Genomic DNA, 22,335 nt, shown 5'->3' on the forward strand with positions numbered 1-22,335 from the left:
GCAAGCTCGCTCCCACAGGGGATCTTCTGTGAACACAACATTTGTGAACACTCAGGATCCATGTGGGAGCGGGCTTGCTCGCGAAGACGGCCGACCAGACACCACCAATCTCCAAACCGAACACCCCTCCCCCAATCCCCGTATAATCGCCGTTTTTTCCCCGAAGGCACCCGCTCGTGGCAGACAAACGGTACAGCTGCATTGGTTTGTATAACCCCAAATCACCGGAGAACGTCGGTTCGGTGATGCGCGCCGCTGGCTGCTATGGCGTGGCGTCCGTGTTCTACACCGGCAAACGTTATGAACGCGCCGCCGACTTCGTCACCGACACCAAGCGCGTCCACTACGACATTCCGCTGATCGGCATCGACGACCTGAAAAAAATCCTGCCGCTGGGCTGCGTTCCGGTCGCTGTGGAACTGGTGGACGGCGCGCGTTCGCTGCCGGAATACACGCACCCGGACCGCGCCCTGTACATCTTCGGCCCGGAAGACGGCTCCCTGGATAAAGAGATTCGCGACTGGTGCGAAGACGTGGTCTACATCCCGACCACCGGCTGCATGAACCTGGCGGCCACCGTCAATGTCGTGCTCTATGACCGCATGTCCAAAGGACTCAACACCCGATCCGGGGCGAAATTTCGCTGATTCACCCCACATCCAATGGAACAAGCCGTCCGCCTCGGCAGTCAGCTTAAGTATCTATTCCTGAAGCAGCTATTCCCGACTGGAGACAGATCATGAGCGAACTCAAACACGTAGAACGCATCGAATCCACCCCGTTCCAGACTCACACGGAGCAGAACGTGCAGGGTTGGGAACGTATCGGTTCCCTGGTCGGCGGCGTGGTGATGGTCGGCAAGGGCCTGCGTCGCGGTGGTGTATTCGGGTTGATTCAAGTGGCGATCGGCGGTGTGGCCCTGGCGCGTGGTATTACCGGGCACAGCTCGGCGAAAAGCCTCCTGGAGAAAAGCCGTCAGGACATGAACAACGTGCGGGCGAAGATTCAGCGGGCCGGGGAAGAGTTGAACCAATTGAAGGCTAATGCGGAAGCGGCGACCAATACCGCTACGGTGACGGGCAATGATTCTTTGAAGTCGCCGAAAACCGGGGTTTAACCCATACGATGATCGTTCCCACACTCTGTGGGAACGATCAGTTCAAGAGCGAGCTTTCAAGGACTTTGGAAGACTCGCCAATGATGCTTTCCGCAAGCTGAACAAACTCCTTGGTATCCACGCTCTCCAAATGCATCGCCCCCAGCAACACATCATCCAGCGAACGCTTGTTGCGGGTCTTCAGGCGAATCTCGCGATCCAGTTCCTGCAATAACACGACCGCTTTCGACACCTGCGCCGGACTGACCTGCTCAGCGCGCAAGGTCGTGACTTTCTGGCTGTCCTTGGCCAACTTCTTCTGCAAACTCTCATACCGCTCATCACTCATGCCGCCAGCGCGGCGCACCAGTTCGATGGCGTAATACTCGGCAAACCCTTCGCTGATCCAGTCACTGCGCTGCTGGTCGTTGATCCGCCCGAACACCTGCGCCAATTCCCGCACCAGCGCACTGGTACCGCTTTCGCTGACCAGCGGCAGACGCGTGTTCAGATAGATCGATTCGCGCGCGCCCAGACTGCCACGCCACATCGGGTCGTTGGCGCCGACAATCAGCAGTTTGACGGGATGACGAGGATACACCGCCTGCACTTGCGGCCAGACAAAGGTCAGCAGCGTCAGCACATCCATGCGGCGCATGCCCTGGCCCTGCGGTGAGGCGACGGTGACCTCGGTTTCCCCAAGCCGCGTGCGACGGCTACCGAGGTGGCCGGCGAGCATCCAGCCCGTGGGCCGGTCGAACAAGCGAGAAACGTTATCGACCCGGAATTTGTTCTTGCCGATTCGCGGCCAGGCAGTTTCGACGCTTTTCCAGCCGGTGGGCAATTCGAATTCAAGGCGTGAAACCAGCTCAATGCCGTCCTGCTGATCGAGTTTGGCCGCCGGTACCAGATCGTCGCCGCGCATCAGCGCCCAAGTTGGCGTCATGCGCGTATCGAAGCTGCCGCTCTTGCGCCCGTGGCTGATGCGTACGCGGTAGGTCAGGCTGGCCTTGTCGGCGGCCGGACGCCAGACACCACGGGCCTGCTTGCCCGGCGTGAGCTGCCATTGGCCATCGGCGTTGAAATCGCTGTAGTGGCTGCCATCGCCCAGGTCGAAATCCAGACTGCGCACCGCCGAACCCTGAGCCAGAGTCATCCGCACTTCGGCCTGATCGCTTTGCGGCAACAGGCGCACGTGGTAATCCAGATCAACCTTCTTCGCCGCCCACGCGGGCGACCCCAGGACTAATAGTCCAAGGGTCAACGCCAGCCGCAATCCCACAGCCATACACACTCCTTCGTGAAACGTTAATACGCTTGGCGTTTAACCCGCCCGGAAAATCAGATGGTCTTCCCAATCGTCTTCGGCCACGCTGCCTTCGGCGAGCATGCGCCCGGACTGGGAAATTCGCTCGTGGTGCACCGCATCGCGATCACCGCACACCAGATGGTGCCAGAGCGGCAGGTCCTTGCCTTCGCTGACCAGTCGATAGCCGCAGGTCGGTGGCAACCATTTGAATTCGTCAGCCTTGCCCGGTGTGAGCTGGATGCAGTCGGGGACGAAATCGCGGCGGTTCGGGTAATCGGTGCACTGACAGGTTTTCAGGTCCAGCAATTTGCAGGCGATGCGCGTGTAATAGACGCTGTTGTCGTCTTCATCTTCGAGCTTTTGCAGGCAGCACAGGCCACAGCCGTCGCACAGCGATTCCCATTCCTCTTGATCGAGTTGATCGAGGGTTTTGCGTATCCAGAACGGTTCGACTTTGGCGGCCATGGCTCAAGCATCAACATCAGGTGGTGAAAAGGCCGCCAGTCTAGTGCCAAGGCCCTTGTGGGCCAAGCGTTGGCGACTGCCGGTAAAAACGAGCTTGTCAGTTATTGTGCCGCCCAGTAGGGTTTTGCGTCGCCCCTCACCTTCAAACGTAGCAAGGAATCTCTTGATGAGTGCTAATCCACGCGTTGCCGACTATGCCATCCACCCTCAGTTCACCGACCGCTGGTCGCCCCGCGCCTTCACCGGCGAAGCGATCTCCGAAGAAACTCTGCTGAGCTTCTTCGAAGCTGCACGTTGGGCGCCATCGGCCTACAACTCGCAGCCTTGGCGGTTTCTGTATGCGCGTCGCGACACGCCAAACTGGGAGCGCTATCTGGGGCTGCTGAACGAATTCAACCGCAGCTGGGCGCAACACGCCTCGGCACTGGTAATCGTTATCTCGAAAACCACCTTCGCGGTGCCTGGCGCCACCGAAGAGACCCCGGCCTTGTGGCACACCTTCGACACGGGTTCCGCTTGGGGCCATCTGGCGCTGCAAGCGAGCATCAGCGGCTGGCACACCCACGGCATGGCCGGTTTCGACCAGGACCTGACCCGCAAGGAGCTGAACATTCCAGAAGGTTATGCGCTGCACGCTGCGGTAGCGGTGGGCAAACTGGGCGACAAGTCGACGCTGGCGGATTACCTGCAAGCACGTGAAGAACCGAGCCCGCGTCGTCCGCTGAGCGAACTCGCTGCTGAAGGTGACTTCACCCTCTAACCAACAATGAAGATCCAATGTGGGAGAGGGCTTGCTCGCGAAAGCGGTCTGTCAGTCAACATTGATGTTGGATGTGCCGGCCTCTTCGCGAGCAAGCCCGCTCCCACATTTTGATTGCGGTGAAGTCAATAACCGCGATTGAAATCCACTTCCCCGCGCAACGCCTCACCCGCTTGATACGCCCGCAGGTTCTCGACAAACAGATTCACCATCATCGATGGCGAGGTCGGTGCCGAGCTGTGGCCAGTCAGCAGCAAGCCCCACGCGGTCCAGAACGGATGACGTTGCGGCAGCGGTTCCTGGCGGCAGACGTCAATCACAGCACCGGCCAGATGCCCTTCTTTCAAGGCTTCCACCAAGTCCGCATCGACCACTGCCACGCCGCGCCCGACGTTGATGAACAACCCGGTCGGCTTGAACTGCTTGAACAGCGCCGCGTCGTACAGGTCATGGGTGTTCGGCGTATTCGGCAGCAGATTGATCACGTAATCCACCTCACCGACCAGACGCGGCAAATCAGCCAGCGCCCCGACTTCAGTAAACGGTGCCTGCTCACGGGCTTCGCTGGCGATGCCGTACAACTCGACGCCAAACGGCAGAAGGAACTGCGCCACGGTCTGGCCGATGTCACCGGTGCCGACGATCAATACTTTGCGCCCAGCCAGACTTTGGCCCTGGCGACTGTCCCACTTGCGCTCGACCTGGCTGACCAGCCGCGGCAGCACTTCGCGCTCGTGGCCGAGCATGTAGGTCAGCACGTATTCGGCCATGACCTGACCGAAAATCCCTACCGCCCGAGTCAGGCGATAGTGCCGAGGCAAGCCGTCGGCCAGTAGCGGCGTAATGCCCGCCCAGGTCGATTGCAGCCATTGTGGCTCGTGGCCCTGACGCAGCAAGGTCGCCAGCAGGTCCGGCTGACCGAGCCAGATCGGACAATCAGCGGCCTGGCTGGCCAGTTCGGCAGAGTCGCCGCTGGTCAGCACTTCCAGGTCGGGCGCTGCTTGACGCAACAGCTGGGCGTACACCGGGTGGTCGTGTTCAGCAATCAGAACGCGCATGGTTCAAACCTTTCAAAAACAGTGCTGACGGCCGCCGATGGAGTAACGCTCCATCGCCCTGGCCCTCGCCAAAATCATTCCAGTGTTTCATAAAGGCTCTGAACAGAGCCTGTCTGCCGATCACATCGGGTCGTTGCGGCGCAGCAATTCTTCCGGCAAGTGTTCGATGTACTCATCTTCAGCCGGCGGCATTTGCAAGTGGTAACCCTGCTTCTCAAGGTTTTCCAGCACCACGGTGATGTCCTCGCGCGACAGTTTGCGCTCGGGGGTCAGCACCAGGTCGAAGGCGTGATGCGGTTTGCCGAAGGCGACCATCAGACTTTCCGGGACGCGCTCCAGTGCATCGCTTTTGAGCACATAGAGGTACATCTCGTTTTTCTTCAAGCTTCGATAAATGGAGCAAATACGTTTCAAGGCTGTTCTCCGGCGGTGGCCAGGCTGTCGAGCAGCGCCTGGCCCATCAATTCGCGGCGCCAGCCACGCAGCGAATCAGGCAATTGGTAAGGACCGTTGGGATAGCCGCTCTTGAGCAGCGCTTCCAGGGTTTTCTTGCGCAGCATCAGTTCCGGCGCAATGTTCAGGCGCTCGGCTTCGGCCTGGCCGATAGCACGCAGCTGTTTGACCAGCGTGGCAGCGTCCACCGGCAAAGGCTCCGGCACTGCCGGCGGCCATTGATCAGGCGACACACTGCCAGAGCGTTTGATCAGATCAAGCAGAAATTCGCCGTCCTGACGCACGGTACGCGGGTGCATGTCTTCGATTTTCGCCAACGCGCCGAGGTTGTCCGGCTGAGTCCGCGCCAGCGGCCACAGGGAATGCTCACGCACGATGCGGTTACGCGGCAGATCACGGGCGCGGGCTTCGCGCTCGCGCCAGGCGCACAGTTCACGTAATACGACGAGCTGGGCACGGGAGAGCTTCCAGGCCAGCTTGGCTTCGCGATAGACCTCATACGGATCAACTTCGCGGCGCAGGTTGGCCACCAGCTCGGCGCCGTCTTCCAGGACCCAGGCGTACTTGTCGTCAGAAAGCTTCGGACGAAGCTGTACGAAAACTTCCGCCAAGTGCAAAGCATCTTCGGCGGCGTAGCTGATTTGGGTGTCGGAAAGCGGACGTTGCAGCCAGTCGGAACGGGTCTCGCCCTTGGGCAGGTCGATGCCCAGCACTTCTTGCACCAGCCGCGAATACCCCATGGAGAAACCCAGGTTCAGGTAAGCAGCGGCCAACTGGGTGTCGAACAGCGGCGCCGGCAGGCTGCCGGTCAGGCGCAGCAGGACTTCGAGGTCTTCGCTGCACGCATGGACGACTTTGACCACGGCGGGGTTTTCCAGCAACGCGGCCAGAGGCTGCCAGTTGTCGATGCTCAGTGGGTCAATCAGGTAAGCGCGTACGCCATCGCCGATCTGCAGCAGGCCTGCAATCGGATAAAAGGTGTCGACCCGCATGAATTCGGTGTCGAGGGCAACGAATGGCAGCTGCTGCCACTCGGCGCAAAACTGACCGAGGCTATCGTTGTCGCGAATCCAGTGAATATCGATGGCCACACGGCTCTCCCTTGAAGAATGGCGCGCAGTATATATCGCCCCCGGCGATTTCCGCGCCTCCACTGAACAAGAGCTTTAGCGAAAATGCCTGCCAAACAGCAAGAAATGTCTGACAAGCGGAGACTAGCCGGCCTTACGCAGTACGTAGACGCGCATCCGCGCAAAGCCGGGCAGAAAGTCCTGATGACTGAGAACGCGCAAACCTGCGAGCTTGAACTCGGCTTCCACGTCGGCCTTGCTGGCCAACGGTCGGGCCGGAACGCCCTGTGCATCCGTGCGCCGGCCTTTGAAATGAGCATCGACCCGAACCCCCACAATCACCGTATCGCGACTGACCCGATGGAACTCCTTAAGCATGGCCAAGCGATGCTCGGGGCAGGCGATGTGTTGAAACAGCTGCATGCAAAAAATGCAGTCAACCGCATTCGCCGACAAGCCGATGGTGAACGCTGAACTCTGAAAGGTCTTGACCCGTTTCAGCAGGCTCTGCGGATGGTGGGTGCGGGCATGATCGAGTATGTCCTGCGACGGGTCGGCCGCGAGAATGACCCGGTTTGCATGCTCGGCCAGTACCGGCCAGAAGCGCCCGACACCGCAGGCCAAATCGAGAATCAGGCCCGGCTCGCCGGCAGCCTTGAGCGCGTTGCGCACCAATTGCTCGTCACGCCAGAACGTCAACCGCCCGGCCAGGCCACGCGGTCGCGGCTGAAGACAGACGCGGGCGTGCTCCTGATCGTAGCGCCGGGCGATCTCAAGCTCGATGGCAGATGGGGGTTGAGCGGACATGTGCAATGGCTCTCGGGGGATACTCTACCGGCCACAGGTTAGCGGCCGGTGCATGAAAAAAGGTTGAGGTACTCACTTTTTGGCCAACACACCGTCGTTTACCGCACCACGACATCCGGCAAACATATCCAGATTCTGCTTGTACACCGTGGTCTTGACCTCCAGCAAACCGAGCATCGAATGGAACAGGTTGTCCTGACTCAAGGGCTTTTCGCGATTCAGTTGCAGGCAATTAGCGTCCACCGAGAACGACTTTTGATAGCTGTCGGAAAACCAGGCCAGCATCGCGACATGTTTTTGTTGTTCCGGCGCGAGCATGTAAGGCGTCCCGTGCAGGAACAAGTTGTACTCGCCCAGGGATTCGCCGTGGTCCGATAGATAGAGCATCGCGGTATCGACTTTGTCCTGATTGCTACGCAACAAATCGATCAGGGTGGACAGCACGTGGTCGGTATACACCAGGGTGTTGTCGTAGCCATTAACAATACTTTCGCGACTGCAATTGTTCAGGGCGTTACTTTCACAAACCGGGGTGAAGCGCTCGTACTCTTTCGGGTAACGCTTGAAGTATTCCGGACCGTGACTGCCCATCTGGTGCAACACCAGTACCGTGTCTTTATCCAGGGTATCGATGAAGTGCTGCAAACCCTGCAGCAGGATTTCATCGCGGCATTCGCTATTGGCACACAGCACCGGGTCTTTCAGGTTACTGACGTCGTCGACGGTAACCCTATCGCAAGTGCCTTTGCAGCCCGATTGGTTATCGCGCCAGATCACGTCGAGACCCGCGCGTTTGAGTACGTCCAGCAGGCCTTCCTGGTTCTTCGCCTTGCTGGCGTTGTAATTCTTGCGGCCCATGTCGGAGAACATGCACGGCACCGACACCGCTGTTTCCGTCCCGCAGGAATGCACGTCGGTGAACGCGATCAGGCCGGCCTCTTTACTCAGTTTGGGTGTGGTGTCACGGTTATACCCCAGGATGCCGAAGTTCTCGGCCCGGGCACTTTCGCCCACCACCAGCACAGTCAGGGATTTGCGCTCATGGGTTTGCCAGGCGGGATTTCGCTGGGCATCTTCACCCAATTTGACAAAGGGCTGCTGCGCAGATGCAACCTGCTCACGAAGAAAGCCGAAAGAGGCACCGATGTAATTGCTTGGCACGACCATCAGGCGCAATTCATGATGATTGCGAAACAACGAAGACAGGCCCTGATAGTTAACCAGTGCAACGCCACCAATCACGGCAACCGACGCGACAGTTACCAGTGCTTTACTTAATAGCTCACGGTGCCAGCGGCGGTAATTAACCGGGATCTGCCACAACAACAACGACGGCAAAACACCCAGCACAAGGATATAAACAAGCAACTTCAACGACAGCAAGTCACGCACTTCCGTCGCATTAGTTTGCGCAAAGTTACGCAACATGCCGGTGTCAATCAGCACGCCATATTGACCCATGAAGTACGCGACGCTGGCACTGACCATAAAGATCAGCGTCAAAACGGGCTTCATTACCGGCCGGAACGCCAGCAGGGTCAGCACAATGTTGAAAGCAGCAAGGATCATCGCCCCGAATGCCACACGCATGACGATGCCTTGACCGTCAGAGGCCGTGATTTCAAACAGGTGTTGCCAGAGAACGAAATTGAATCCTGCCAATAGAAAGGCGCTGGAAATCAGTGTCACCCACTCGGGGCGCACGGCTTTAATCTTCAACATGATGATCGGCTGTTCCTGAATAAAAGTGCCTTCGCCAAATGTGAAAATTTCATTGGCCGTAACATCACTAAGTTTAGGCTGCCAACCATCAATTTTTTGTGAAAAAGAAGCCAACGATTAGTTGGCTCATGGCAAGAGGCAAAAACGGTCAACTTATTTGAGAATGCTTCAGGTTCTGTTCAGGCTTGATTCAAATACCAACGCCAGTCCTGTTCGCCGACCTCGCCCATGAACTGTCGATACTCGGCACGTTTTACCGCCAGGTACACGCCGAGGAACTCACCGCCGAACGCTTCCCGAGCCCAGATCGAACCTTCCAGCGCTCGTAACGTAGTCAACCAGTCAGTCGGCAACAGTTCCGTGGCCTGCGCGTAGCCATTGCCCTCCACCGGCACACCAGGATCGAGTTGTTCGCGTATACCGCGATGGATCCCGGCCAGAATCGCCGCAGCCGCCAGATATGGATTGGCGTCGGCGCCACAGATTCGGTGCTCAATATGCCGTGAGAACGCCGGCCCGCCGGGCACGCGCAAACTCACGGTGCGATTGTCCACGCCCCACGTGGCCGCCAGCGGCGCATAGCTGTTGGTCTGGAAGCGACGGTAAGAGTTGGCGTTCGGACAGAACAGCAGCAATGAATCGAGCAACGTACTGAGCATCCCGCCGACCGCCTGTTTGAGCAGTGGCGTGCCGTCCGGGGCTTCGCTGGCGAACAGGTTGTTGCCCTCCTTGTCCGCCAGGCTGACGTGCATGTGCATGCCTGTACCCGCCAAGTCATCAAACGGTTTCGCCATGAAGCACGCCGTCATCCCGTGCTTGTGCGCCACGCCCTTGACCAGTCGTTTGTAGCGCACCGCTTCGTCCATCGCCTGCAAGGCGTCGGTGCGGTGTTCGAGGGTGATTTCCACTTGCCCCGGCGCGTATTCGGAAATCGCCGTGCGCGCCGGAATGCCCTGGAGTTTGCAGGCGCTGTAGAGATCGGCCAGAAATGGTTCGATTTGCTCCAGCTCACGCAAGCCATAAACCTGAGTGCCTCGCGGTCGTCCACCATCGACATTCCGCGCCGGTTGCGGCCGACCATTGCTGTCGCGCTGCTGATCCAGCAGATAGAACTCCAGCTCCGCCGCCATCACCGGGTAATAGCCGTCGGCCTGCAAGCCTTCGATGACTTTCGCCAGCAGATGCCGTGGATCGGCAATCGTCGCGGGCATCCCCTCCTTCGGGTGCATGCTGACCTGCACCGCCGCCGTAGGCATCAGCCGCCACGGCAAGCGCGCCAAACTGCCGCTGATCGGGTACGCCCGGCAGTCGATATCGCCAACGTCCCAGACCAGGCCGGAGTTTTCCACGTCATCGCCGTTGATGGTCAGGCCAAGAATGGTGCTCGGCAATGGCCGCCCGCTTTCGTACACCGCCAGCAATTCATCGCGGTGCAGCAACTTGCCCCGAGGTACACCGTTGTTGTCGAGGATGAACAACTCGAACATCTCGATATCCGGGTTCTGTTCCAGAAAGGTCAGGGCTTCTTGCTTGGAGGCGAAAGATGTCGTGGCAACACTCATGGGAATTCTCTTATTTCCGCGTCAGGCAAACGCACAGGCGCCGCCGCTTTGATCCCGGCGTATAGCGCGGGACCTGTAGGAACAATCAACGGGAAATGCAGGAATCCGGTGGGCGCGCGTGACGGCAGTGCCACAGCGCCCAAAAAGCTAATTCGGAGGGAAGTGCGACGGGAGAACCGTCCATAGAAAAAACCAGAGGAAACAGATGAGCCGCAGCGTCACACGGGTAGATAAGTCGTTAAATCAGGATTTGAAGAACTTTGGTTCTGGGCTGGCTAAACAATTGAGTAGCACCACGGCATAGGGAGTGGGTGAACGGAGTCTTATTTAATTTCTAAATACCATTCCGGACTTTCTGATTTGCTGCCAGCAGGCCTCGCGCGCCTAATCGACTCCTTGTCATTCAAGGTCCGATAGCTGGCCTCGCTGTTGACCATGCTGCCGGTGATGGCGATGGGGCTGGCGATGTTCTTTGGGCTCGCATCGGCGGACTGTTCCCGATGAGCCTGATTGTGTCCCTGGATCATCTGGACAATCCCCAGCGTGCCGGCGGCCTGACCGCGTTCGTGCAAGGCATCGGCTACCTGATCGCCGGTCTCTCACCGCTGATTGCCGGGTTGATCCGCGATCAGCTCGGCAGCTTCGAATGGGCCTGGTGGTCACTGACCGGCGTCATGGCACTGATGATCCTGATGGTCTTGCGCTTCGATCCGCGGCATTACGCCCAACACATTCGCTGACCCAGGAACTCACATCATGAAACACACCGGTTTCGCCGCCGCTCACGTCGGCATGCTGCTCTGGGCACTGTTGATCGCTGCATCGTTTTCTGCGGCAGCACAGGTCAGCCAGGCCATCGACCCGATCCTGCTGACCGGTTTGCGCCTGTTGTTCTGCGCCCTGGTATTTTTGCCGCTGCTGCTGTTCAAAGGCGATACCGCCATGACCGCCCGCGGACTGTTCGGCCATGCCGTGCTCGGCTTGCTGCTGGCGGTGTATTTCGGCTCGCTGTTCGAGGCACTGCGCTATACCTCGTCGGTCAACACCGGGACGATGTTCACCTTGGTGCCTTTGCTGACATTGCTGTTCGAAGCCGTTTTGATGCCCGACAGCAACCTGAAACAACGGGTGCTGCCGATGCTGATTGCCGCTGCCGGGGCCGTGTTGCTGGTTTTGAAAGGCGCAGGCCTTGGTGAGCTGCCTTCGCTGTATGCAGTGTCGGTGTATGGCGTCGGTTGCCTGGCGATGGCGCTCTACTCGCCCCTGAGTCAACGGCTCAAGGCCAGCAGCCTCAAGAATCGCGGCCCGGTGGGCATGACTTTCTGGAACATGCTGTTCGGGGCGCTGTTTCTGCTGGCATTCTGTGGGTTCAGCGGCGGCTGGCGATCGGCGTCATTGCTGACCGTGAGCGATTTCTGGTGGCTGATTTACCTGGCGGTGTTCGCCACGCTGGCGACCTTCTGGCTGCTGCATCGGGCCATTGGCGTTATCCCCCCTTCCTCGGTCATTTCCTACATTTACCTGAGCACGCTGTTCCTCACATTGTTTCACTGGTTCTGGTTACGTCAGTCGCCATTGCCGCTGGAAATCATCGGCGTGCTGCTGGTGGGAGCCGGTATGTGGGCACTGCTGATGTCCAGCCGCCGCGGGGTGCCTGCAGCCGTTCAGGGCTGAAGGTCTCTGGAACTGCCCCACAACCTTCCATGAAAACTCCTACAAAGCATTCTCCTGGCACCATCGTTCCGTTAGGATCACTCGTACAAGTTTGCGCACAGTCAGCGCAAGGAGCACAGCGAGACGAAACGGATGCTGAACAGTAACTTGCTTAGAAAGCTCGATATGCAGGACCTCATGGTATTTATCGCCGTGTATGAGCAAAGCAGCGTCACCGGTGTATCCGAGGCGCTCTGCGTCAGCCAGTCCACCGTGAGTTACTGCCTGAAAAAACTGCGTACCAGTTTCGAAGACGAGCTGTTCATCAATACCCGCGCGGGTATGCGCCCCACCTACAAAGCCAGCACGATGTACGCCCACGTGCTCAAGATCCTGGAAAGCATCAACCTGTGTCACGCCGGTGCGCCAGCGTTCGACCCCACCCTGCAACCAGTCACCTTCAATATCTGCGCACCGGAATACTTCGAGCAGTTGATCCTGCCACGTCTATTGAAAAGCTTCGATTTCGCTGACCTGCCGGTGATGGTCAACATGCACAAGTTCGAAACCGACATCCCGGCCGAAGAACTGCGCGATGGCAGCCTCGACCTGGTGATTTGCTTCGGCCCGAACTTTCATCGCAGTCACGGCGATTTCAAATCCCGGCTGCTGCTGGAGGACGACCTGGTCTGTGTCTTCGATAAACGTGCCACACCGCCGGAGCCGCGTTTAAGCCTGCAAGCCTTCGTCGAACGTCGGCACGTGTTCCCGACACCCTGGACCTCCACCACCAACATGGTCGACGGCTGGCTGGCGCAGCAGGCACAAAAACGGCAGATCGTCGCGCGTTCCAACAGCTACAGCGCGGCACTGAAGATGATCACCGGCACCGACTTCATCCTGACCCTGCCTCGGCGTATCCAGCAATTGCTGGCCAACGACGCGATCTTCAATCATTGCGAAGCGCCCAACGGCTTGCCGGGTTTCAGCCTCGACATGCAGTGGAGCCAGAATGTCGATCAGGACAGTGCTAACACATGGCTGCGCGAGCAAGTGGTCAAGGCCTGCACCGAGCAGGAAATGGCCTGAAACTCAGTGGCTGATGGCGATCTTGGTGTAGGACTCTCTATCGATGTCGAGGATTTCCACAGCCAGTTGGACGTCAATGTCCGTCGGCCAATCACACAGCTCCTGCACCACGGCCAGCAAACTTTCGGACAACTGCTTCTTGATCTGCGGTGAGCGACCGCTCAACAGTGACAGTTTCACATGCACGAAGGCCCGTTCACCTAACCCCGTGCCGACCTTGAATGTCTCAACCTTCACCGCTCGGCTCTTGATGTCGTATTCGGCAGCAAACTGACCGGAAGCCACCAACGCATTGTTGAGCCGGATCAACGCCACGTCGGCATTGAGCTCGGGCAGGTTGGCGGTGTATTCCATGTGCAGGTGAGGCATGACTGAGCTCCTGAAAGTTGGCAGAAAGGTCGTACATATAACACAGCATCGCCCTACTCACTGGGGCGGTAAAACCGCGCGTTCACTCATGAACGCCTCCAGCCGCGACCTCAACCAGCGCTCGGCCGGGTCGGTATCGACATGGCTGAGCCAGACCATCGACAGATCCAGGGTCGGCACCTTGAACGGGAACGGCTCCTTGAACAGCTGGCCGGACGCAGCCATCGCTCCGGCGGCGTAGTCCGGCAGACTGGCGATCAGATCGGTCCCGGCTAGCAAGGCCGGTAGCGAGCTGTATTGCGGCACGGAAAGGACGACTTGGCGCGTACGACCAATCTCCGCCAGCCACTCATCGGCGTAACCACTGACATTGGCGGTGTGGGAAACCAGCACGTGCGGTCGCGCGCAATACTCATCGAGCGTCAACGGTGTGTCCGATGCGTCCGCGCGCAAAATGCAGGGCAGGATGTGCCGCAACAACTTGCGCTTGGCGTTGGCCGGCAGCCCGCGAGTCTGGCTGATACCAACGGTGATATCGCCGGACGCCAGCAAATCCGGAATCCGCCAGTAATCGACATGCTGCACCACGAACACCACCTTTGGTGCTTCATGGCGCAAGGCACGCAGCAACGGCGGCAGCAGGCCAAACTCGACATCGTCCGAAAGCCCGATACGAAAGGTCATGGTACTGCTGGCGGGGTCGAAATCATGGGTCAGGCTCAACGCCACCGACAACGAATCCAGCGCCGGCGACAGGTGCAGAATAATCTCCTCGGCCCGCGCCGTTGGCTCCATACGATGCCCGACACGTATGAACAGCGGGTCATTGAACATCGTGCGCAAGCGATTGAGCGCCGAACTGATGGTCGGCTGGCCGAGAAACAATTTCTCCGCCACCCGGGTGACGTTGCGTTCAAGCATCAGCGTTTCAAACACCACCATCAGGTTGATGTCGGCCTTGCGTAGTTCGTTACGATTCATCCACTGACCCTGCTCCCAGATCTGATGACAGTTTAGGTAGGTGCCGCAATCGGCGTCTATGCGACTCAAACAGTTTGCGTTTAATCCAGATTCAGGCAACGGCTTGGTCTTACATCCTCTTCCTGATTTCTTTGTTCATCTGGCGGGAAGCGATTGCGTCTCTAAGCTCAGCAACGTTTAGGGCAAAACAGCCCTGACCACCCAACCATTTGAACTCAAAGGAGCCCATCAATGGCTAGAGATAAAGCGAAAGACGACAAACACTTCAACTGCACTCAGGACCATGAAGCCGACTATGTCGCCGGCCTTTACCCTCACGCCAAAGAAGAGGTTAAAACGTTTCTCAAATTGGCCTGCAAGAGTAATACCCTGCACAACTCCACCCACACGGACGTCTACGACCTGATCAAACGAAAACTGGGCCACTCACAACCGTAAGACCTCCCGTTGAAACGAAGCTGCTCTGACTGAGCAGCTTCACCACCTGAAGCCTAGATTTCCTTGACCGGGGTCTGATCGTGGGTCCCTTTGATCAAACTGATGGCATGCACACAATCAGACTTGTTGACGTAAGCCTCCCCGCTGGCAATCGTTTCATGGTTTCCCGCCCTCAAACGCCACCGCCATTGACCTTTGCCGGTCTGTGCGATGCCACGGGTTTGCCTGTAAATCTCAAAATACATTGCTCGCTCCTTGCGATTGCTGATGACGGCAGATCAGTGATCTGCGAAACGAGAGTAGATGAGGATTTTTTGCAGCAGGGTCTTTCAATGTCAGGGGATGTTTCGCAGATACAGCCTTGACTGTCGGGACGACCAACAGATTCGGGGGGCGGTAAATTGGGCGACTGCGCTAAGTAACTTTTCCGTTGAAGAGGCATATTTTTCTTACGCTGCGATGCTGTCTGGTCCGACGCAAAAACTCTGATTCGAGCCTTTGATGATCGCCCAGTAATACATGCCATACAGACTGTTCACTGATTTTTCTGCTGAGTTGAATCGTCAGTTGACAGGGCCAAAGGCTGTTCTTCCGCCAGCACGGCATCTTCCTCAAGTTCTGTTTGAGGTTGAGCCGCTACCGTGGTGGTGACTGGGTCAGGATGGGGCAGGAAACCCCGTATAGCCCTTTCAATCAGTGAAAGGATTCCATAGGTGATGAAGCCAAAGATCAGTCCAACAACCACAATGCTCAAAGGGTGCATCTGCGCTGCATCGGGACTTTCCAACATGTAGTTAAAAGCCTGAACAGCAACGGCCAGGCAGGCTGCAAATGCTGCCACCAGCTTCACAAACACCCAAAGCTTTCGCCATCTGTTCATGCATTCCCCCGTCATCCGGTGATTTGCTCTGTATTGCATGATAGCTAATGACCAGGGTTACACCGAAAGCCAGAAAATGCTGATGTGGAATCGCGAGGCGCTATAAGCTGCCTTATGCAAACAGGTTTCGAGGCTCATGATGAAAACCACTGACAAGTCAGGTGGCACTTCGGTTACTGCGCCAATCAAGAAGATGTCAACCGGCAACGTCTGGCGCACCATGCCTGGCGGCATCTGGGCGTTGGGCTTCGTCTCGATGCTGATGGACATCTCCTCAGAAATGATCCATGCGTTGTTGCCGCTCTATATGGTCACCGTACTGGGTACCTCCGTTTTGGCCGTGGGTCTCATCGAAGGCATAGCCGAAGCTACGGCCTCGATCACCAAGGTATTCTCCGGGGCACTCAGTGATCGATTGGGCAAGCGCAAACTGCTCGCGGCGCTGGGGTATGGGCTGGGGGCGCTGTCCAAACCGATCTTTCCTTTGGCGGGCTCGCTGGACTGGCTGATCGGGGCTCGCTTTATCGACCGTATTGGCAAAGGTATTCGCGGCGCTCCGCGCGATGCTTTGGTGGCCGACATCACACCGCCAGCGATACGGGGGGCAGCTTTCGGCCTGCGGCAAAGTCTGGATACCGTTGGTGCATTCCTGGGACCGTTGCTGGCGATCGGATTGATGTGGCTAACCGCGAACCACTTCCAGACTGTGTTCTGGGTGGCCGTCATCCCGGCCTTCCTTGCCGTCGCGGTGCTGCTTGTGTTCGTTCATGAGCCCAAACAAGCGGAAGAGACGCACCGGGTGCGTGCGCCTTTGAGCCGACGGGAATTAGCCCGACTGGGCGCTGGCTACTGGTGGGTGGTGGGTGTCGCTGCGGTGTTCACCCTGGCGCGCTTCAGCGAAGCCTTTCTGATTCTGCGCGGTCAGGCCGTCGGGCTGGCGCCGATGTGGGCGCCAGCAGTACTTGTGCTGATGGGGGTGGCGTATTCAGTGTCAGCCTATCCCGCCGGGGCCTTGTCTGATCGTGTCAGCCGCCTGGCGGTGCTCGGCGTCGGTCTGATATTGCTGATTGCTGCCGACCTGACTCTGGCGTTCGCGCCAGGTATCGATGGCCTGGTCATCGGCGTCGTTCTATGGGGGCTGCACATGGGGCTTACCCAAGGGATATTCGCCGCCCTGATCGCCGATTGCGCGCCGGCTGAACTGCGCGGGACGGCATTTGGCATGTTCAATCTGTTGACTGGGTTAGCCTTGCTGCTGGCCAGTGTCACCGCTGGGGCGTTGTGGGACACGGTAGGCTTCCAGGGCACTTTCTTGATGGGAGGGGGCTTTGCTGTTCTGTCTTTGCTGGGATTGTGGGTGATCCAGGCGAGAGTTCAGGTTCGATAGCAAAGCGCGATACCGCCTGTGTTTCGCGAGACAGTCGTACCGCTCGCCGAGAAAACAGGCGGTAAATTTGCCCTAAAACGAAATGCAAGAAACGAAAAAGCCCCTGAAATCTTCAACGATTTCAGGGGCTTAGTCTTATTCAATAATGGCGGAGAGATAGGGACTCGAAATTTACAGACATCACCCCCAGAAAACACCTAAATACGGGGCCTCCATGGTGCAAAGTAGTACAAGTGAGTAGTACAATCTAAGGATTAGGCTTTTGGTGACGTTATGGCTGATTTCATCTTCCGCAAGAAAAACGAATCAATTTGGTATGCACGACTGGCAGTGCCTGAGGATGTGCAAAAAACCATTGGAAAAAAGGTTTTCGTCCAATCACTCAAGACCGCATCACGCACCGAAGCAGTGCATGCCAGTCACACACATTTGGCTATCTGGCGAGCCCAGATCCAAGCTGCGCGGAGGGAGAAGCAGCTTCCCGAAGGTTGGCAGGAAAATGTCATTGCAGCCACATTGGAAGTGGATGCATTAATCAAAACCCGTAAGCGGGCAATCATTGGCGAAACGGTGCCCCCATCATCGATACCCGCTTCCGAGGTAGAAAAATTCAAACACGACCACCCCGAGCTGTACGAATACATTGGATTTGTGGTTGATAGCCAGCTGGAAAAAGGTATAGCGGGTGAACTGGAGCTTCAAGACAGCTTGAACAGAGCGTTCAAAACCCTCCTGCAAAAAGCCATTACGACGAAGCACCCGTTCACATTGGATCAACGTCAAGAATTGGCTTCACTGGTCACAGACCCATCCAACCACAAAGTGAAATCACCGATCACGAAGGCAAGACTGGCAAGCTTTCGAACCCACAGGGTTAACCAGAAAATCTCCCCAAAGACGATTGACCAACAAGAATCAAAACTTGAAAAGCTATCTGACTTCCTGACTAGTAATCAGCGACCTCTCGAATTCGATACGATATCGGCTTGGTTGAATTCACTTCAGTTGAAGAGCAAAACACTCACCCAGTATCTACTAGCAGGAAGTATGTTCTGGAAGTGGGCCACTCGGAACGATGAAAGGTGGCGGATCGACTACAAGGACAGAGCAAATCCGTTTGAACATCATGAGTTACCTAAGATGCGTGCCAAGGAAAGGGCTGCCAGCAAACGGAAGGATTTCAGCCTCGAAAGCTTGTCTCTGCTGCACGACGCAGCAATCAAACGTGGTCAACCTATACTCGCCGACCTAATTTTATTCGGGTTATACACGGGTGCCCGTATTGAAGAGATATGCCAATTGACGAAGGATAACGTCGTTACAATCGAAGGCGTGCAGTGTTTCGATGTCATTGACAGCAAAACAGTGGCGGGCATCCGCTCAGTTCCAGTCCACCCCGCCCTCAAAAAAATCGTTAGTCGGCTAATTAACGAATCGAAGGAGGATGGATTTTTGATTCCATCCAAAAGCCGAAATCAGTATGGCATCCGGTCGGACCCATATTCGAAAGCTTTTGGCAGACTCAAGACTGCACACGGTTTCGGAAGAACTCAGGTATTTCACAGTATTCGAGCGACCGTGGTTACCCAACTGCAAAGGGCCAACGTAAAGGGGACTCTAATTGCAGAGATCGTGGGGCATGAGACAGGTACGGTGACCTTTGATGTGTATGACGGAGGGGCAAGCCCAGAGCAGAAACTAAAAGCCATTTCAAAACTACCACGATTGAAGCTATGGACGAATCAAAGCGACACGATTCAATCACCGTAGAGGCATGCAATTACGCACAGTAGAGATTTCGGGCGCCCGGTTTCCTTCGTCCCATACAACGGAACCAGGTACATGTACCTACTAGTAGCTACCGGTTACTGTATGGTACCTATGAAATTCCTCCCCCGCCCCCTTTAGTACTGGGGGGCTGCTGCTTGGATCTGCTGCTTGACACGATAAACCGTTGCAACGCCCACATCAGCAAGTTTGGCAATGTCGTCTGCCGACATTCCGGGATGCTTGGCTATTAACGACTGAATCTTTGCCCATTTTTCGACATTCTTACCCTTGCCCTTTGGTGTCCAAGCCGGGTCTGCAATACGTTTGTTTTCCAAGCCTTGCTTGATCCGTTCTACCCTCTTTTCTTGGTCTAAGCGCGACATTGTAGCCATTAAGTCCAACAGCATACTATTGATGACTTCCATAATCTGACCTGTGATTCCCCTGTCCTCGATCAACATGTGACTTGTAGGCAGGTCTGCAATAACAAGGCGTAGACCCTTTGCTTTTATCTTGGCTTTCAGTGTTTCCCAATCCGCTTGGGACAGACGGCTTAGACGGTCAACGCTCTCACAGACAATGCATTCACCGGGTTGCGCTGCATTCAGCAACTGCATCAACTGCGGTCGATCTAGCGTAGTACCACTGATGTGTTCGGAGTAGATACCGGCAATGGTGAGCCCTTTCTCGCTTGAGAATGATTCTAAACTCGCTTTTGCTCGCAGAGCATCTTGGTCTTTGGTGCTGGCTCGAAGGTAAAGATGAGCTTTCATTCGATGATTATCCTTTATAGTTAATTTCGATAGACCTATGATAAATCTATCATATAGCTATCTGCAAATGGTTTTTGATAGATGGCACGCACAGCTTATCGTCCTACCAATAAAGTAGACTTCTTTGATAGCGGTTATTGCCTCAACTTCAGAATACCAGCGGTGATGGCCGAGGCATTTGTGTCGAGGACATCCAGCGCCGTGATGGCCGAGGCATTTGTGTCGAGGACATCCAGCGCCGTGATGGCGTTGTCATGTTCTTCGGGCGAGCCAGTTGACCTTGTCCACAAAGCGACTTCTTCAATTGCGGCGGCTAACGCGTGTTGGTTGTGCAGTAGCAAGGTCAGTACGTCCGCTGTGGCGATGTTGGCCTCTGTATTGTTTGGCATGGTGGTCATCCTTGAGTGGGTGGTGATGGAATGTTGGCTGCCGGAATTATCGAACAAGCAGAGTTTTGATAGTCCAAGCCCCTGCGGAATAACGCTAGGGGCCCGTCAGTGGTTATTTGCCTATGGTGACTTCCACCATCAAGGAAGACGCATGTACGGCCAATCGTCGACGCACCCTACGCGCATGCCGGGCGCCATTGATCATAAGGCTAGATCTTCGGGTGAGAATGTTAGCTTGAATGAACGGTATGGCTGGAAATCACTTGGCTTGAGTTCCTGCATTTCCGACAAGCGACCGATACTTTTGACTGCCGCTACCACCGAGTTATCGTAAGGAACATCTCCACTGGACTTGGCGACATTGACTGATCTCATCGTTCCGTCTTGCGCCATCTCAACCTGTACAACGACCACCATGCCATTTCGCGCCGACGGTGGGCGAGCCCAGTTTTCAACTACTCGCTCTATGATCAAATCATCAATGCTACTCACTATCTCAGCGTAATTTGAAGTTATAGGACTAGCTAGACTTGGCTGTTGTGCTGGTTTCTCCTGCGTGTTTGGACGTGATTTTTGCGAGGGTTTATCATTTGTGGTCAATCTGGTGACCACAATATTTCCGAATCGGTCTGTGCCAATAACACGAACAAATTGCCCTTGCAGTTGGCGACCGTTGAAGTCTCCACTTTCTGAAGTTATCCCAAGACCCGATAACCCATTAAATGCAACAACGTAGCATATGCCTGGATCACACATAGTGATGGCAGAGGCTTTGTCTAGTTTGAAGAGCTTGTTTTTGAACCAGTCCAACCCCTTATCTTTGTTGTTTTGTAGTGCTTCGGATAGCCCCCCCGAATACTTCAAATTATTGGCATTTTCTATCGACTTTAGCTGAATAGCAGCAGCCATCTTGGCCTTGGCATCTTCTGCTGCCAGGACCTTGGCATATTCTTCGGCCTTAGCCTTGGCGGCTTCTGCTGCCTTAGCCTTGGCATCATGTTCGGCCAGTCGCCTCGCTTCAGCTTCTGATGTATCTAGCTGTGCTTGGGCGAGGTAGAGTCGGCTAGGGGATGCATCGAATTGGGTAGACGTATTGGCGATGTCAGCAAATGAGTTTGTCGCCAAGGTCATTCCAATGATGCACACAGAAAATATTTTTTTTACTTTCATGTCGCTACCGAAGTATTGATGGGTTGATGATGCGGTTAGCATATGATGATGTCATAATGCCCGTAAAGAAAGTTTCGCAGTTACTGACGATGTCTTGTCAATCCAAAACACCTCATTGATTTTTGCCAACAGTCAGTGGTAATCGCAGCATGACAACATAGAAGTAATACAGATATAATCAGTGTTAGTTTAGGATGCACCTATAAGAGCCTGCAAGCTCCGTTAAGAGGTTGCACCAAAATACCAGTACAACCCCAAAGGGCATCCGCTCAAGTCACCCCACAAAGCATGTTAGAGGCTGTGGGCGATGCCATAACTATGGGTGACACATCAGACAATTGCATGAGATCAAAAACATCGATAGTCGCGATGCTATCTTTCGGATGCTGGTAGAATAGTTGTTTTCTTAAATCAGGCTTGCCAGCGAGCCTCCATTCTTTCAACGCACGACTGACAACGCGACACGGACTCCAAACTTGGCCAGTATCGGCCTTGGTTGCGACCTTCGCCAGATAGGTCATCCATTCAAAATAGCTATCTTTTTCTTCAGTGGTCCGAAGATGATGCCCAAATGCATCATTATGAGGACAGATGACTTGGTAGTTGGCTAGAAAGCCGCCAACCAAGAGCTGTGCCATAAAATGCTGTAAACTTGATCTCCGATCTAACCTATCATTCAGTATGATAGCAAAGTGATGATGCAAGCCTTCATCGTCTTCATCGCACTCCACAACCGTTAAACGTAGTGGTACGTAACCAGACTTTCTTTGGAAAAAAGTAGAAAGACGAGCACTGAATGTGCGGCTAGTCATTCTCTTTGTAAACCTAAGTCTGACATGATAACCGCGTGGTCTTGGGTAGACTTTGACACCCCCATATACCATCACATACAACGCTTCTATAATCTTGATTAATGATGGGTATGCCGGGTCACACTTGATTGGAACTCCCATAAAGCTATCTTGGAAGTAATGATTTTCTTTTTTTGACATGACTACTTTCGATTAAACCTATTTCCTAGTTGGATGGATGAAAGAGCACCTTAAAATTGTATACCGCCAAGCTAACCAACCCTGCATTCAACTTCGCCACTCTATATTACTACAGAGAAGTAAAGATCCCACCCATAGAATA

The 22,335-nt window shown here is 55.6% G+C and carries 23 protein-coding genes and 2 pseudogenes; 9 read left to right on the forward strand and 16 right to left on the reverse strand.

From position 1 onward, the window contains the following. The first annotated feature begins 176 nt into the window (after window positions 1–176). On the forward strand, window positions 177–647 hold the full coding sequence (locus FQ187_RS07240) for an RNA methyltransferase (RefSeq protein ID WP_007944014.1): 471 nt from the start codon (window positions 177–179) through the stop codon (window positions 645–647). A 92-nt stretch (window positions 648–739) separates the two neighbouring features. After that, on the forward strand, window positions 740–1,117 hold the full coding sequence (locus FQ187_RS07245; protein ID WP_149628942.1) for a YgaP-like transmembrane domain: 378 nt from the start codon (window positions 740–742) through the stop codon (window positions 1,115–1,117). Between the two features lie 37 nt (window positions 1,118–1,154). Here FQ187_RS07245 and FQ187_RS07250 read toward each other — a convergent pair whose 3' ends face one another. Together FQ187_RS07250 and FQ187_RS07255 are read right to left on the reverse strand one after the other, a co-directional pair. Continuing rightward, on the reverse strand, window positions 1,155–2,384 hold the full coding sequence (locus FQ187_RS07250; protein ID WP_149628943.1) for a hypothetical protein: 1,230 nt from the start codon (window positions 2,382–2,384) through the stop codon (window positions 1,155–1,157). Window positions 2,385–2,420: 36 nt separating this feature from the next. Beyond that, entirely contained in the window at window positions 2,421–2,870 is a 450-nt protein-coding gene (locus FQ187_RS07255; protein ID WP_007898698.1) for a YcgN family cysteine cluster protein, read from the reverse strand. Between the two features lie 166 nt (window positions 2,871–3,036). On the opposite strand from FQ187_RS07255, the gene FQ187_RS07260 reads away from it, so the two are divergent. Next, window positions 3,037–3,630 carry a nitroreductase family protein gene (locus tag FQ187_RS07260; protein ID WP_129441976.1) on the forward strand — a complete coding sequence of 198 codons (594 nt, stop codon included), beginning with the start codon at window positions 3,037–3,039 and terminating at the stop codon, window positions 3,628–3,630. 125 nt (window positions 3,631–3,755) lie between these two features. On the opposite strand, the gene FQ187_RS07270 is transcribed toward FQ187_RS07260, so the two are convergent. The 6 genes from FQ187_RS07270 to FQ187_RS07295 form a co-directional block, all read right to left on the reverse strand. Beyond that, on the reverse strand, window positions 3,756–4,688 hold the full coding sequence (locus FQ187_RS07270; RefSeq protein ID WP_149628944.1) for a D-2-hydroxyacid dehydrogenase: 933 nt from the start codon (window positions 4,686–4,688) through the stop codon (window positions 3,756–3,758). 120 nt (window positions 4,689–4,808) lie between these two features. Beyond that, window positions 4,809–5,102 carry a YcgL domain-containing protein gene (locus FQ187_RS07275; RefSeq protein WP_149628945.1) on the reverse strand — a complete coding sequence of 98 codons (294 nt, stop codon included), beginning with the start codon at window positions 5,100–5,102 and terminating at the stop codon, window positions 4,809–4,811. After that, a complete protein-coding gene (gene rnd, locus FQ187_RS07280) occupies window positions 5,099–6,232 on the reverse strand; it encodes a ribonuclease D (RefSeq protein ID WP_129441972.1) in 1,134 nt (377 codons plus the stop codon). Before rnd ends, FQ187_RS07275 begins: the two co-directional genes overlap by 4 nt. 123 nt (window positions 6,233–6,355) lie before the next feature. After that, the gene (locus tag FQ187_RS07285) at window positions 6,356–7,018 is read right to left on the reverse strand and encodes a class I SAM-dependent methyltransferase (RefSeq protein ID WP_149628946.1); all 663 of its coding nucleotides are present in this window, start codon (window positions 7,016–7,018) and stop codon (window positions 6,356–6,358) included. A 72-nt stretch (window positions 7,019–7,090) separates the two neighbouring features. Then, entirely contained in the window at window positions 7,091–8,740 is a 1,650-nt protein-coding gene (locus FQ187_RS07290) for a phosphoethanolamine transferase (protein ID WP_149628947.1), read from the reverse strand. Between the two features lie 179 nt (window positions 8,741–8,919). Next, window positions 8,920–10,302 carry a glutamine synthetase family protein gene (locus FQ187_RS07295; RefSeq protein ID WP_149628948.1) on the reverse strand — a complete coding sequence of 461 codons (1,383 nt, stop codon included), beginning with the start codon at window positions 10,300–10,302 and terminating at the stop codon, window positions 8,920–8,922. A gap of 460 nt (window positions 10,303–10,762) precedes the next feature. Between FQ187_RS07295 and FQ187_RS07300 the strand changes: the two are divergent. The 3 genes and pseudogenes from FQ187_RS07300 to FQ187_RS07310 form a co-directional block, all read left to right on the forward strand. Further along, window positions 10,763–11,042 (forward strand): annotated as a pseudogene (locus tag FQ187_RS07300) (MFS transporter); the annotation flags it as partial. 16 nt (window positions 11,043–11,058) lie between these two features. Further along, window positions 11,059–11,976, forward strand: coding sequence for a DMT family transporter (locus FQ187_RS07305; RefSeq protein ID WP_149628949.1), 918 nt, complete (start codon window positions 11,059–11,061; stop codon window positions 11,974–11,976). Between the two features lie 132 nt (window positions 11,977–12,108). Further along, window positions 12,109–13,044: a LysR family transcriptional regulator gene (locus FQ187_RS07310; RefSeq protein WP_149628950.1), complete on the forward strand. Its 936-nt coding sequence runs from the start codon at window positions 12,109–12,111 to the stop codon at window positions 13,042–13,044. A gap of 3 nt (window positions 13,045–13,047) precedes the next feature. On the opposite strand, the gene FQ187_RS07315 is transcribed toward FQ187_RS07310, so the two are convergent. Both FQ187_RS07315 and FQ187_RS07320 read right to left on the reverse strand, forming a co-directional pair. Beyond that, window positions 13,048–13,413, reverse strand: coding sequence for a 5-carboxymethyl-2-hydroxymuconate Delta-isomerase (locus FQ187_RS07315; protein WP_149628951.1), 366 nt, complete (start codon window positions 13,411–13,413; stop codon window positions 13,048–13,050). Between the two features lie 57 nt (window positions 13,414–13,470). After that, entirely contained in the window at window positions 13,471–14,394 is a 924-nt protein-coding gene (locus FQ187_RS07320; RefSeq protein WP_149628952.1) for a LysR substrate-binding domain-containing protein, read from the reverse strand. 231 nt (window positions 14,395–14,625) lie between these two features. Between FQ187_RS07320 and FQ187_RS07325 the strand changes: the two genes are divergently transcribed. After that, complete coding sequence (locus FQ187_RS07325) at window positions 14,626–14,832, forward strand: hypothetical protein (RefSeq protein WP_149628953.1); 207 nt, start codon at window positions 14,626–14,628, stop codon at window positions 14,830–14,832. A gap of 53 nt (window positions 14,833–14,885) precedes the next feature. Here the strand turns inward: FQ187_RS07325 and FQ187_RS07330 are convergent, their stop codons facing one another. Continuing rightward, window positions 14,886–15,077 (reverse strand): DUF1508 domain-containing protein, encoded by a 192-nt coding sequence (locus tag FQ187_RS07330; protein WP_008074435.1) that lies wholly within the window; start codon window positions 15,075–15,077, stop codon window positions 14,886–14,888. A gap of 290 nt (window positions 15,078–15,367) precedes the next feature. Next, window positions 15,368–15,712, reverse strand: a complete 345-nt coding sequence (locus tag FQ187_RS07335; RefSeq protein WP_178122686.1) for a hypothetical protein — start codon at window positions 15,710–15,712, stop codon at window positions 15,368–15,370. Window positions 15,713–15,905: 193 nt separating this feature from the next. Here FQ187_RS07335 and FQ187_RS07340 point away from each other — a divergent pair, with 193 nt between their 5' ends. Further along, window positions 15,906–17,099, forward strand: a complete 1,194-nt coding sequence (locus FQ187_RS07340; protein ID WP_149629065.1) for an MFS transporter — start codon at window positions 15,906–15,908, stop codon at window positions 17,097–17,099. 273 nt (window positions 17,100–17,372) lie between these two features. Continuing rightward, window positions 17,373–18,869 carry a tyrosine-type recombinase/integrase gene (locus FQ187_RS07345; protein WP_149628954.1) on the forward strand — a complete coding sequence of 499 codons (1,497 nt, stop codon included), beginning with the start codon at window positions 17,373–17,375 and terminating at the stop codon, window positions 18,867–18,869. 134 nt (window positions 18,870–19,003) lie between these two features. Here FQ187_RS07345 and FQ187_RS07350 read toward each other — a convergent pair whose 3' ends face one another. The 4 genes and pseudogenes from FQ187_RS07350 to FQ187_RS07365 form a co-directional block, all read right to left on the reverse strand. Further along, window positions 19,004–19,642 (reverse strand): recombinase family protein, encoded by a 639-nt coding sequence (locus FQ187_RS07350; RefSeq protein WP_149628955.1) that lies wholly within the window; start codon window positions 19,640–19,642, stop codon window positions 19,004–19,006. 134 nt (window positions 19,643–19,776) lie between these two features. Next, window positions 19,777–20,031 carry a hypothetical protein gene (locus FQ187_RS07355; RefSeq protein ID WP_149628956.1) on the reverse strand — a complete coding sequence of 85 codons (255 nt, stop codon included), beginning with the start codon at window positions 20,029–20,031 and terminating at the stop codon, window positions 19,777–19,779. A gap of 201 nt (window positions 20,032–20,232) precedes the next feature. Then, window positions 20,233–20,520: pseudogene (locus FQ187_RS30855) on the reverse strand (cell envelope integrity protein TolA); the annotation flags it as partial. Between the two features lie 950 nt (window positions 20,521–21,470). Continuing rightward, complete coding sequence (locus FQ187_RS07365) at window positions 21,471–22,193, reverse strand: hypothetical protein (RefSeq protein WP_149628957.1); 723 nt, start codon at window positions 22,191–22,193, stop codon at window positions 21,471–21,473. Between the last annotated feature and the right edge of the window lie 142 nt (window positions 22,194–22,335).

Origin of the sequence: Pseudomonas sp. ANT_J28, assembly GCF_008370005.1 — a bacterium.
In the GTDB taxonomy this organism is placed as follows: domain Bacteria; phylum Pseudomonadota; class Gammaproteobacteria; order Pseudomonadales; family Pseudomonadaceae; genus Aquipseudomonas; species Aquipseudomonas frigoris.

Coding starts and splice junctions, on each gene's coding strand:
- FQ187_RS07245 (WP_149628942.1), top strand. CDS start 740: ATGAGCGAACTCAAACACGTAGAACGCATCGAATCCACCCCGTTCCAG.
- FQ187_RS07250 (WP_149628943.1), bottom strand. CDS start 2,384: ATGGCTGTGGGATTGCGGCTGGCGTTGACCCTTGGACTATTAGTCCTG.
- FQ187_RS07255 (WP_007898698.1), bottom strand. CDS start 2,870: ATGGCCGCCAAAGTCGAACCGTTCTGGATACGCAAAACCCTCGATCAA.
- FQ187_RS07260 (WP_129441976.1), top strand. CDS start 3,037: ATGAGTGCTAATCCACGCGTTGCCGACTATGCCATCCACCCTCAGTTC.
- FQ187_RS07270 (WP_149628944.1), bottom strand. CDS start 4,688: ATGCGCGTTCTGATTGCTGAACACGACCACCCGGTGTACGCCCAGCTG.
- FQ187_RS07285 (WP_149628946.1), bottom strand. CDS start 7,018: ATGTCCGCTCAACCCCCATCTGCCATCGAGCTTGAGATCGCCCGGCGC.
- FQ187_RS07290 (WP_149628947.1), bottom strand. CDS start 8,740: ATGTTGAAGATTAAAGCCGTGCGCCCCGAGTGGGTGACACTGATTTCC.
- FQ187_RS07295 (WP_149628948.1), bottom strand. CDS start 10,302: ATGAGTGTTGCCACGACATCTTTCGCCTCCAAGCAAGAAGCCCTGACC.
- FQ187_RS07305 (WP_149628949.1), top strand. CDS start 11,059: ATGAAACACACCGGTTTCGCCGCCGCTCACGTCGGCATGCTGCTCTGG.
- FQ187_RS07310 (WP_149628950.1), top strand. CDS start 12,109: ATGCTGAACAGTAACTTGCTTAGAAAGCTCGATATGCAGGACCTCATG.
- FQ187_RS07315 (WP_149628951.1), bottom strand. CDS start 13,413: ATGCCTCACCTGCACATGGAATACACCGCCAACCTGCCCGAGCTCAAT.
- FQ187_RS07320 (WP_149628952.1), bottom strand. CDS start 14,394: ATGAATCGTAACGAACTACGCAAGGCCGACATCAACCTGATGGTGGTG.
- FQ187_RS07325 (WP_149628953.1), top strand. CDS start 14,626: ATGGCTAGAGATAAAGCGAAAGACGACAAACACTTCAACTGCACTCAG.
- FQ187_RS07330 (WP_008074435.1), bottom strand. CDS start 15,077: ATGTATTTTGAGATTTACAGGCAAACCCGTGGCATCGCACAGACCGGC.
- FQ187_RS07335 (WP_178122686.1), bottom strand. CDS start 15,712: ATGAACAGATGGCGAAAGCTTTGGGTGTTTGTGAAGCTGGTGGCAGCA.
- FQ187_RS07340 (WP_149629065.1), top strand. CDS start 15,906: ATGTCAACCGGCAACGTCTGGCGCACCATGCCTGGCGGCATCTGGGCG.
- FQ187_RS07345 (WP_149628954.1), top strand. CDS start 17,373: ATGGCTGATTTCATCTTCCGCAAGAAAAACGAATCAATTTGGTATGCA.
- FQ187_RS07350 (WP_149628955.1), bottom strand. CDS start 19,642: ATGAAAGCTCATCTTTACCTTCGAGCCAGCACCAAAGACCAAGATGCT.
- FQ187_RS07355 (WP_149628956.1), bottom strand. CDS start 20,031: ATGCCAAACAATACAGAGGCCAACATCGCCACAGCGGACGTACTGACC.
- FQ187_RS07365 (WP_149628957.1), bottom strand. CDS start 22,193: ATGTCAAAAAAAGAAAATCATTACTTCCAAGATAGCTTTATGGGAGTT.